We start from the raw sequence: 12104 nt of genomic DNA, 5'->3' as shown, positions 1-12104 counted from the left end.
TTCGGATCAGTTATAGGTAAGACCTTCCATCCGTACACATAGTCTGCCTTGTTCATCTAACATGTTTATATCAAATGTCTTTGTCTCTCTGCCGGGAGTGTACTGGATATGAATCCACAACGCCTTAGGGCACGTTTGTAAGACTGTTAATTTATGCATAGCAAAAGTCTTTTCCATTTCTTGTGAGTTTCCACTTTCCGCTTGGTTTGGTTCATAGAACCATACGAGAGTCTGCAAAGCTAGATCTACAAGACAAGGGTGGAGTACGAATTGCTGAAAATTATCTGACTCAGCGGATGTAGGTAAAAATCTGGCTAAAGCTCCGCTTAATCCTGTATATAAAGAGTCGATCCTCCAGAGTTCTTGGCGGGCAAATGTAGACCCCTGCAAGCTGTAAAATTCCTTATAAAACTGCTCTGTCAATTCCACAAGCTGCGGAAATTGTGAACGGAGAATTCCGATGTCAAAGTTTTGCTCTAAATAGCTCCCAATAAATCCTTTTCCTTGGCTATACACCATTTGCTCATCTTGAGTCCGACATCCTCCATAGATTTCATAATTTATATACTGATCTTCTTCCGGGCAAAGCCCGATATGGATATCAAAGGGGCCTGTATTCGTCTGTACGGAAGAAATCCAGTGAATATCCTCAAGAGCTATGTGGAGTTCTTGCCCTATTAGTTTGCGCTCTTGTAACCCCGTTATGGCCTGAACAGCCACACAAGCCATCTCCAGAAAAATTCCTCCAGTAAATACTGGGAACTCCCCTTCATTACTATGTACCAAATAAGATTCATGTCCTGAAAGTATTGAACTGAATCGAAATTCCGACAAATCGGATGTATTCCGCTGTATGAGTGGATGATTTTCATAAGCGTAATGGCTGGAAGTTTCTGTGTCGATTTTGGTAGACGGAGATATCCAGTATCTCTCACCTTTAAAAGGATAAACGGGCAATGGGATACGATTAGGAAGGCATTGATATAATAGTTTCCAATTTATTTTCATACCAGAAACCCATAATTTAGCTAATTTATTTAGCTTATGCGTTTTAATAAGGTGTTCAATAAATGCTTTTCCTTCTTCACCATCCATCAGGGAGCCCAGTACAATTGAACCGGATTTGGCATTTCCTCGGTAAATAGATTCTGTAGCCGACTTCTGCTGGAGATACAATTGCAATTTAGCAATCAAATCCTGCTTATCATCCGTTACTACAGCCAGTCTTTCATCCATCTCGTCCCGACCCTCTTGAAGTGTATAGAAAAGATCGGATATTTCCGGATCGCTATTTTCGAGATAATTCAATATGTTTTTAACATAAGCATGCAATCTGTCTTCATTTTTGGCGGAAATAACAATCACATTTGCCTGCTTTGTTATTTCGGCTGTTTTTTTCTGATTCATCCACTCTTCAATCACTACATGAGCATTGACTCCACCAAAACCGAAAGAACTTACGCCCGCCCTAAGCGGTATATCCTTACCTGTTCGGTTCCAATTTCCAGTCTGGTTCACAATATAAAATGGACTGTTATTTAACTCAATGTAGGAATTGTGCTCTTCGTAATGAAGGTTCTTCACTAATTTTTGTCGTTTCATACAAAGCACTACCTTAACCAAGCCTGCAATACCAGCAGCTGATTCCAAATGACCGATATTCGTCTTTATCGTACCGATGCCGCAGTGGGGTTCCACCGGAATATCTCGTCCCCAGTAGGAATATAATTCGTCAAATGCTTTCTTAAGACCATTGATCTCGATGGGGTCTCCCAAAGGTGTTCCCGATCCATGAACCTCGATGTAGCCAGCGGTAGCGGGATCAATATTCGCTTTTCTCCATGCTTCAATGATTAAACGGGCTTGTGCGTTTGGATTGGGTGCAGTCAAGGAAGTGGCATGTCCACCATGATTTACGGATGAACCTTTTATAACAGCATGAATTGTATCCCCATCCTTGATAGCTCTACAGAGTGGTTTTAACATCACCGCAGCACTTCCCTCACCACGCACATACCCATCAGCTCTGCGGTCAAATGTGTGGCAGCGTCCACTTTCTGAAAGCATCCCCGCTTTATTCAGAGCTATAAAGAGTTTGGGACTGAGAATGACATTGATTCCTCCTGCGATTGCCATTTCACATTCGCCGCTTCTAATAGACTCTACAGCCCGATGAACAGCAACTAAAGAACTTGAACAAGCTGTGTCGATCGGCTCACTTGGCCCATGCAAATTCAGGATATAGGAAATACGGTTTGTTAAAATTGAGTTAAATAATCCCGATGGAGTATGAGCCTGTATTTCTGTCTTATTGTCAATTAGCACATCATTATAATCCGAATTGCCCACACCTACAAAAAGTCCCGTCTGACTCCCAGACAAATCAGAAGTTTTATAACCGGCATTTTCGATTACTTTCCATACTGTTTCTAGAAATATGCGTTGACGAGGGTCCATCAATTCAGCTTCATGCGGTGAAATACCGAAAAAGAGGGCATCAAACTTGTCAACTTCATTCATAAATCCCCCCCATTTGATGTTTGTTTTATTCGTCTCCTTAAGCGGATCACCATAATATTCTCGCCAGTCCCAACGGTCTTTCGGTACTTCTGTAATTAAATCGGCCTCATGGTATATTTGCTGCCAAAGCTCATCTAAATCTGCGGTCTGTGGCATAACGCCGGACATGCCTACAATGGCTATGGGTTCAGCTTCATATGATTCATTTATAAAAGTTCTATTTTGGGAATTGGGAATGGAGTTAACAGGACTGGGCGACAAGATAGAATCTTGAACAAGTGGCGGCAGTTTTTTGTCAGAATCCAATTGACCATACACAAATGCAATTTGACGGGAGTATTTTTTTCTGAGCATCGAACAAAATGCAGAGAAATCGCTATATTCATAAAATAATGGCGGAGTCAGCTCAAGTCCGAATTTTTTGTTTAGACGGTTAATAAGATCGGTTACAGATATAGAATCAAAACCATATTCGTTTTTGTCCGTATCAAGATCAATTTTTAATACATCCACATACAAAATTTCAGAAATCAGTTTTTTTATTTCCAGACAAATAAAATCATACAACTCTTTGTCTTCACTTGTTGTGGTGGTGCCTTGCTTTTGAGGTTGATTATCCGCACTGCTTTTAGAAACAATTTTCACGTCAGAAAGTTCTTTTAATACAGCCACTTGAGGTGCTCCAGCGGCAATGACGTATTTAAAGGCCTGAATACCCTCCAATGTGGATAAAGGGACAATCCCCATTGTGTTTTCCAAAAAAACCAGTGTGGCATCATCCACTTTCATCCCACCGTCTTCCCACAGAGTCCAATTCACAGAAATTGTTTTTCCTGTCCGTGCTCTCTGTTTGCGTAATGACTCTCTTTGAACTGCGAAACTGTTCATGTAGGCATTGGCAAAAGCATAGTCACTTTGTCCCGGATTTCCTTTAAAAGCCATAATAGAAGAAAACATAATAAAATAGTCTAGTGTTTCATCACTTGTAGCTTCATCCAGCCAAAATGTTCCGTTTACTTTAGGTTCTAGAACCTCCCGTATTTGTTGAACAGTCTTATAAGGAATATATGAGTCACGCAGAACACCGGCTGCATGAATGACGGTATTCACAGCACCAAATTGCTGCTTGGCTAGTTTAACGGCTTCGTGGGCTCCTTCCCTCGTAGCGATGTCGGTACGTATGTACAACACTTTAGCTCCGAGCGATTCCAGTCTATGTATCATTTCTCTCTTTGATGAAGTTAGTTCGGAGCGGCCAACAATGGCCAAATTGGCCTGAAATTTAGCTGCAAAATGTACAGCAAAAATATATCCAAGCCCGCCTAATCCCCCTGAAATCAGAAAAGTTCCATGTTTTTTAAAAGGTATTGCTGATGGCTGTTGCTGCCTTTTTTGCATGAGAACCATCTGTTTGACCTGTCGCTTTCCTTTATAGCATCTAATTTCAACGTCTTTATCTGCTGAACGTAACTCTTCCAAAAGTTGATCCACTATATGTTCAGCAGGTTCAGTGTATTGGAACGTTTTATAGATAAAATCAGGATTTTCGCGTCTTACAGTTCTAGCGAATCCACCCATTGCCTCCAGGAAATTCAGTTTGTTTTTTTGTTCTTTAAAGACATATAAAAGTCGGATTGGCTCTTGTCGCTCTATTTTCATTAATGCTTTGGTAAGAAAAAATAAATGATATAAATGATTATTATTTTCAAATTCATTCGAGTCCTGTCCTATTTTCGACCACCAATGAATGATATCTGTTATTTCCTGACCTTTATCTAATAAAGCTCCCCATATTTTATTGTAGTCGTTTTCCACCATAGGAGAGATTTCATATACATCTTCTGCTAAGCATTTGAACGAAGTTCCTGGCTTAACAAGTGTCACTCTTACCCCATTTTGTTTTAAAACGTTCCAGTGACAATCATCTGTATCAAACATTATGATTTGACGTGATTCGCTAAGCCGTGGAACTGCAATCTGTTCGTCCCACACTGGCTGATACAGTAAAGCAGGCTGAGTTAATGATGAATGATGAATTACTTCTTGCTGATATTGAATGCGCTTAATGCAGGAAAAACCTTCCTTTGCGCTCATAAGACCGTCCTTAATCATGTGTAGAATGTTATCCACTGACATCTGATTGTCATCCATCATTCGGCCCCCATTATTTGTTTTAGCTCATCAACCCCAAGATTCCCCTGTTCCAGTAACTTCAGCAAGTGTTGCAGTTCTAAGTCTTGCACAAGCAAATTTTTGTCCTGTTTGCTATCGGATTGGCAAGAAAATAGATGTTTATCTCCTTTTTGATTTTGAGATATACGACACGTCGATCTGTCAAAAAAATAGCCTGGCAATTGTACTTTGTGAACTGGTTTCTCATAAAGACGACTCCAATCTATATCAGCTCCTTGTAACCATAAACGTAGAAGATTTTCCTTAAATGTTTTATTGGTATCTGTCGCATTTGCCAGGTCGTCCTTGATACAGAGGCAAATCGAATTTTCGTCTACTGTACTTGGCTCCATGTCACTCGCCGCAGTCAACCACTCGGAAACGTTTATAATTTCACGCAGTTGCTCATTATGTTTTTTAAGCAATACATAAGGATGGTGCTCATAACTGAGTTTAGACTGGGCATCAACCAAGATATCAGCCACTTTTTCCCAAGGAGCTTTTTGATCAGTTAGCAATTCCAGTATTACTTCTGCGGGGATAAAATCATCGATAATTAAATCTGTTAATTCCTGGAATCTAGAATCCAGCAGTTCAGTCTGGTCTTGAAGGTTCCACTTGCGGTTAAGTTTGCGCCATGAACATACAATAGCCAATCCTAGCAATAACTGTTCCCTGTTTGTACTTTGCGTAATATTTACAGTGGTTTCTTCCTGGTTTATATGTTTATAAATATCGTATCCTGTGATCCGAATAATTTGTTCCTGCCATTCGTCTATATATTTTTTTAAAGTGAATTGGCTGTGATACAGTAATTTTGTTTTTTCAAGATAATCAACGAAATTATTAGAAATTGCTACGTAACATTGCCTCGTATGATCTGCTTTCTCAATAGGAATCTGCTCCAGTATGCTTGTAATTAGTTCCCGCAAGTATTCAGCGTCAATAACAATGGGCAATAATTCGTTGCCGCTAACCGGATCTTTAAATGGAATACGGGGACGTTTTAATTGCAACATTGCCAAAGACATTCTGCCACTTTTCACCGCCAAAATTTTTTCTATTTGAGCCATTGCACTTACGGCAATGGCAACCCATATACCTGAAATGTCGCAAGTCACCTGGTGTAGAGAACAGCCTAGCTCCAAATAAACCGAAACATAAGCAAAATGAGCTATAAAATTGTACAAATCGACATACTTTTCTGGCCACACGGATTCATAAAAATCATTACACACATTTCGTTGATATCTTAATTTCTTCAGTATTTTGATTAGTTGGTCTATTTGTTTACGAAATAAATAGCATTCTGCATAAAAATCACTAAATTCTCCAAAGCCACTGCATGATCTTTGTCCAATATGCAAAACCCAAGAGGAATGAGGAACTTTTGTCAGCAACTCGCTACGGGAGGCTAGTTGTCGCAGTAACGCCTCTTTGCTCTCCACAAGGCATCCGTATCGATAGGGAAAGGACGATCTGCCCGTCAATAATGTCTTGCTTATGTCGGTTAACGTATAAGACCCCCATTTATTATGAAGCAGGCCAGATGTCCAGCTATGTAAAGCATCTGACAAACTTGAGGAGCTTTTGGCCGATAAAGCAAAAAACTCCAAAGCTACAGAAGCGGATTGGAAATCATCAGTCTCAGGGTCTCTATTCACGTATTCCTCTATCACAATATGTGCGTTGACTCCTCCAAATCCAAAAGAACTGACACCCGCGCGTAAGGGATTTGTTCCATTATCCTGCCATGCTAAAGGTTGATCTGCTATGCAAAATGGTGTTTGCTCCAGTTGAAGAATAGGGTTGATCGTTTTAATATTTAAAGTGGCTGGTATTTTTCGATGTTGCAACATTAGCAATACCTTAATTACACCCGCCAACCCTGCCGCTCCCTCCAGATGCCCGATATTGGTCTTTACAGATCCAATATGACAAAACCGTTTGTTCTCCGTGTGCTTTTGAAAAGCCTGGGTCAGCGCTTGAATCTCAATGGGATCTCCTAGCGACGTACCTGTTCCGTGAGCCTCAATGTAACTAATTGTCTCGGCTTGTACCTCCGCATCTTCAAGTGCTGATAATATGACATTACGCTGTGCTTCCATTCGGGGAGCCGTCATTGATAAGCTTTTGCCCACATGATTAACGGCAGCTCCTTTTATCACCCCATAAATATGGTTTTTATCCATAGTGGACTCATCTACACGCTGTAGGAGCACCACGCCGATCCCGTCACCTGGTACATAACCGTCAGCGGCAATATCAAAAGTTTTGCACTGACCGTCCGGACTCAACATACGCGATTTGGAAAAAGATACATATTTCCATGGGTGCAAGTTAAGATTTACCCCTGCAACAAGCGCATAGTCACATTCACCTTCTATTAATGCACGCCGTGCTTCTTGCACAGCTACCAGTGAAGAAGCACAAGCGGCATTTAATGTTTGGCTAGTTCCCTTTAGATCAAATGTATAAGATATACGATTGGCCAATATGCTTTCAAAATTTCCTAAGCAGTCATAGCTGTCTGTATTAAGGTTAACGGAAGTAAACTCTTGTCTATAGTCAGTTGTCATAGCTCCCACATATACAGCCGTAATTTTTTCTTGTAGAACTGATAACGGAATTCCTGAATCTTCGATGCAATGCCAAGTCTCTTCCAATAAAATTCTTTGCTGCGGGTCCATAGTCAATGCCTCACGCGGTGAAATATTAAAGAAGCCGGAATCAAAATCGTAAATATTTTCTACTTGCCCACACCACTTGCTTACGCTTTTCCCCGGACTATCTGCGTCGGGACTATAATAAATGTCTGGATCCCACCGATCTGGGGTTATTTCTCGGATTGAATTCACACCTTTTTCTAAATTATCCCAAAAACAGCTGTAATCATTAGCTCCTGGAAAGCGGCAGGCTATGCCGATCACCGCTATCTCTCTTCTTCTGGATTTCATGATCCCCACTCTTTTCTCGCGTTTAATTGAAGCAACTTGACTGTTCCCGCCAATAACTTTAAAGCGATCTCATCTACATGACGATACCGCCATTCCTCCAACTCTGTGCCTTTGACCCACTGATTGAATGCTCCGAGCGCAGGACCGCAATGAATCTGATAGTCCACTTGACAACCTGCTATGCCTTCAATTGCAGCCCGGCTGGAATATGCAAAATACCATTTAAAGATCTGTGCCATTTTACGTTTAGGATTGAGTTCGGCCTTCTCAATTTCAGCCTGGTCGTAATACTGTTTAACTTCAGCATATACATCTTCAAAACTTTTTTTAAAATATCGTTCTTGCAACTGCTTCTTTGTTTTTTCGTCAATTTCATCTATTGAACAATGCTGTACATAAAGCTCGTATAATTTATTGGCTCTAGCTGGGAAAAACACACCTTTCTTCAATACCTGGACACGAGCGCCTAATTCGAACATATCACCGGCTGGAGCGTACGCTGTGTCTTGGATGTTGATTTGCTGAAGGAGATCTTTTACCGCATCGCTTGTGCAGGCCTCTACTGTACATTGGTTAATAGATCCAGTAACTATAAAATCAGCTCCCATAAGGAAAGCAGCTGCGGCTGCTTCTGGTGTACCTATCCCCCCAGCCGCACCAATACTAGGTTTTTTCCTATATTTGTACTTTTCCATCATCTCTTCACGTAATTTACTGATGGCTGGCATTAACACATAAGCCACACCCCCATCGGTATGACCTGCCGAATCAGCCTCAAGGCATAAATCATCGGCTACCGGGATCTCCCTCAACCATTTTGCTTGCTGGTGGGATATAGCTCCTGTCTTCAACATTTTCTCCAATAGTTGTTCAGGGGCTGGGCTCAAAAAATTTTGTGCAACTTCTGGTCTAGATACCTTTGCAATAATACGATTGTTCACTACCACTGTACCGTCTGGAAGTTCAGATAAGCCCATCGCCCGGAACTTAATTAATGCTGGCGTTACGCCTATGTATGCTGCAGCCTCAATATTCTTTACTCCGTATTTCATAAACAACTCGACATTTTGTTCTTCTTTTTCTGGCTTATCAGGAGTATGCAGAAGATTCATCCCAAAAGCCTGCTCTTGATTCAACGCTTGTTTAATATATTTGATGTCTTCTTCAATTTTTTCTGGCGTTAATCCACCTGTACCCAAGAAACCCATCATTCCGGCTTTCCCCATTTTGATCACCAGCTCTTTGGATGCAATCCCTCTATACATCCCCCCCGATAAATACGCATATTTTAGATTATAAGCCTGTTTAAATTCATCACTTCCAAGTTTTTCTGCACTTGAGGTTTTCACGGACGAGCTAGGTTGAAGTGGAGCAGCTGTTTTCGTTTCCTGCCATGCCCATTCTTCGGAAGAGAGTCGGATAGGATCAAACTCTTGCTGTATTCGGTTTGCTAGTCCCGTGAGTACGTGGCCTGGGCCTATCTCCACTAGACTAATGTCACCAAAACCTTGCATAACCCTTACAGTCTCGGACCATTTTACAGGATGAGTTATTTGTTCTATTAAATTGAATGCAATCTCAGATAAACGATAAGGACGAGCTTTCAAGTTAGAGATGACGGGTAAGGATGGCTCAGAAAAAGAAAACTGTTGAATGAATTTACCAAACTCCTGTTTTGCTTCACTCATATATTGAGAGTGGAAAGCCCCGCTTACGTTCAACGGAATATATGTAATATTCTCTATTTCATCAAAGTAAGGTTGTACCCTGTTGATATCAGCTTGTGTCCCAGAAATAACATACTGTTTCGCAGAATTATAATTGGCTATTGAAATCGTATGAGAAGGAACACGATTCAAAACTTCGGTACATTCTTCTTCATTTAAACCCAAAATAGCGGCCATAGCTCCCCCGCTTGTTCGACTCATCAATTCCCCTCTTTTTTGTACCAGCTTTAGGCCAGTTGCAAAATCGAACACGCCAGCTGCAAACAAAGCATTATACTCACCGAGACTATGGCCAGCGACAATATGGGGATATTCTCCCTTCTGGGTCGCTTGCATGTACATTAAAGCATTAACTATGTACAAAGCCGGCTGTGTATATTGTGTCTGTCGAAGCAGATTATTACGATCCTGAGTACATAGGTCGCAAATGGAATAGCCCAAAATAACGTCAGCTTGTCTGATGATATCTGGAAATTGGTCAAACAAATCCGCTCCCATTCCTTTTTTTTGGGACCCTTGACCCGGGAATATATATCCAAGCATTTTGTTGTCCTCCTTAAAATTTATTTCTTCGCCTAATCTTTCATTTTTATGTATTAAAACAAAGCTGTCTAACTGTGCACAGTTTTGAACAAATGGGCAAAAACGGATATTAATCAGTTGTTAGCTGATATATATCAGTTCCTTTAAAGTATTGACTATATCTCCAGAAAGACTCAAATCAAGGTATACGGTAGATTCATGGAATGATCGTAGATTTTGCTGCTTCAGCAAAACGAATTGGCTCGCAAATGGCTTGCCAAAAATAATCTTGAGAGAAAAGGGATGTTATAAGGATCAAAAGTTAAAATTTTAAATAATTACCATATTAGATATAAGTTTCATCTGTAGTGGAAGAGTGAACAGTAACTTCTAGCATTCCTCCCTCAGAACGAGGATTGAAGGACTTTTCATATAGAAATCTCCTTAAAGTGTATACTCACTAAGTATTTATTAGTATTTTAGCTCTATATTGAATGGTATGAACCGTAAACTATATGGCTTGTCACCGCAAATTGATTGTGTATTCCCCTAATCCAACATTGTTTTAAAAGATTCATGCAATACATTTAAAGAAAGTCCAATTTCCATACCACGGTAAAATTTAAGAAAATATTAATTTCAATGCTTTTGAATATAAATACTATAGAAAGGAGCATATTCTCATGGGTATTTCACATAAAAGTAATGGTTTTATTTTAATTTTAGCTTTCAGTTTCATATATTTTGTTATGTGTTGGAGCTTTTCCACGCTGGATACATCGTTATTTGAATTTTTTTTGAGCATGGAAGAATTAATTCTAATCACCTTTTTCTTCTACCTACTCAAAAAAGGCATTTCCATACTGCCGATACGGGAGAACCCATTGTTTCACCATTGGAAATATGCCGTGCTGTTATCTTTAATTTACAGTAGCTTAAATACATATATTTTCTACATATTGTTTGAAAATGCCGAGAAAGGATTTGTTTTCTTCGTTGAGATTTTCTTGGAATTGCTTGCCCTACATATTTTGCTCATCCCGCAAGAGAAAAGAGTTATGAAATTGTTGAGTGTATTACACCCAAATAATAATTTACATGAGCGGCTTGATAAATTTATACAACAACTCCCTACTATAATGAGAACTGAAGATTTAAATAAAATTATCGCTGAAGAGATTCAACAGATCCTGAATCCCTCATATCTAGTTTTTTTGAAATATACCGCAAGAACCGAAAATTATGGTTTATATAGCAATACAGGCTGTTATAGTGAGGAATTTGTAATAACCGATAATATGAAGAATGAAATGAAAACAAAAACTCGCTATGAGTTGTATGAATCAGATGGAGACATCGGTATATTTCTATATAACAAACAAGAAACCAGTTATGTCGTCTGGGTTGGTCATACGTTGGAACGAGCGGCTTTCTGTAAAAAACAAAAGCAATGGTTTTTAACATTTGGGAAATACATACATCTAGTCTATGAAAATTTGAATTGTATTCATCAAGTAATTAAGAGTTTTGAAGAGCAGAATATCGAAGAGCAAATTTATTCCGTCACACTTAGACGGCTCATTTTTCAATTATCAGAAAAAGAGCGCCGCCGACTTGCTTCCGATCTGCATGACGAGGCTCTGCAAGATCAAATTCTATGGTATCGTAAACTTGAGACGCTACTCGGTGAAAACATTTTGGAGGAAGATTTAAGGGGCCAATTGGAAAAAATAAAAGTCGGTATGCTGGATGTTATCCATCAAATCCGCAGTACATGCAACGACCTTCGACCCTCTCTCTTATCCGATATTGGTTTAATTGGCTCAGTCAAAGAATGGCTGTCACAGGCACAGCTAAGGGCTGAATTCACTATCCATTTCGAATATTATGATATTCAGGAAAAATACTATAATTTCGAACAAATTCTATCTTTGTATCGAGTGATTCAAGAGTTAATTAACAATGCAAAAAAACACTCCCAATCTACTAACGTACTTCTTAGCATTTCCGAAGTAGACTCCATGATTTTGCTTAAATACAGTGATAACGGAATTGGATTTGATCTGGAATCATCGCGTTCCCTTCATCAACACATGGGGCTGTCAGGAATTAAAGAGCGGATTCGTTCACTGGGAGGGGAGATAACGATCGTAACATCCGTTGGCAAAGGTACTGTTGTTCAAATAAGTATACCGAGGTGACACCA

The 12104-nt window shown here is 39.8% G+C and carries 4 protein-coding genes; 1 reads left to right on the top strand and 3 read right to left on the bottom strand.

Annotated features, from left to right (window positions below):
- Positions 1 to 6 precede the first annotated feature (6 nt).
- Genes EGM68_RS12480 through fabD form a run of 3 tightly spaced genes read right to left on the bottom strand, consistent with a single transcriptional unit; the run spans position 7 to position 9919 of the window.
- Positions 7 to 4674, bottom strand: coding sequence for a type I polyketide synthase (locus EGM68_RS12480; protein ID WP_129549292.1), 4668 nt, complete (start codon positions 4672 to 4674; stop codon positions 7 to 9).
- Positions 4671 to 7649, bottom strand: coding sequence for a type I polyketide synthase (locus tag EGM68_RS12475; RefSeq protein WP_129549291.1), 2979 nt, complete (start codon positions 7647 to 7649; stop codon positions 4671 to 4673). The genes EGM68_RS12480 and EGM68_RS12475 overlap by 4 nt, the downstream gene beginning before the upstream one ends.
- Positions 7646 to 9919: an ACP S-malonyltransferase gene (gene fabD / locus EGM68_RS12470; protein WP_129549290.1), complete on the bottom strand. Its 2274-nt coding sequence runs from the start codon at positions 9917 to 9919 to the stop codon at positions 7646 to 7648. The genes EGM68_RS12475 and fabD overlap by 4 nt, the downstream gene beginning before the upstream one ends.
- 662 nt (positions 9920 to 10581) lie before the next feature.
- Between fabD and EGM68_RS12465 the strand changes: the two genes are divergently transcribed.
- Positions 10582 to 12099: a sensor histidine kinase gene (locus tag EGM68_RS12465; RefSeq protein ID WP_129549289.1), complete on the top strand. Its 1518-nt coding sequence runs from the start codon at positions 10582 to 10584 to the stop codon at positions 12097 to 12099.
- The last annotated feature ends 5 nt before the right edge of the window (positions 12100 to 12104 follow it).

The organism is Paenibacillus sp. M-152 (assembly GCF_003856555.1).
GTDB lineage: Bacteria > Bacillota > Bacilli > Paenibacillales > Paenibacillaceae > Paenibacillus > Paenibacillus polymyxa_C.
This window is presented reverse-complemented; position numbering and strand designations above follow the sequence as displayed.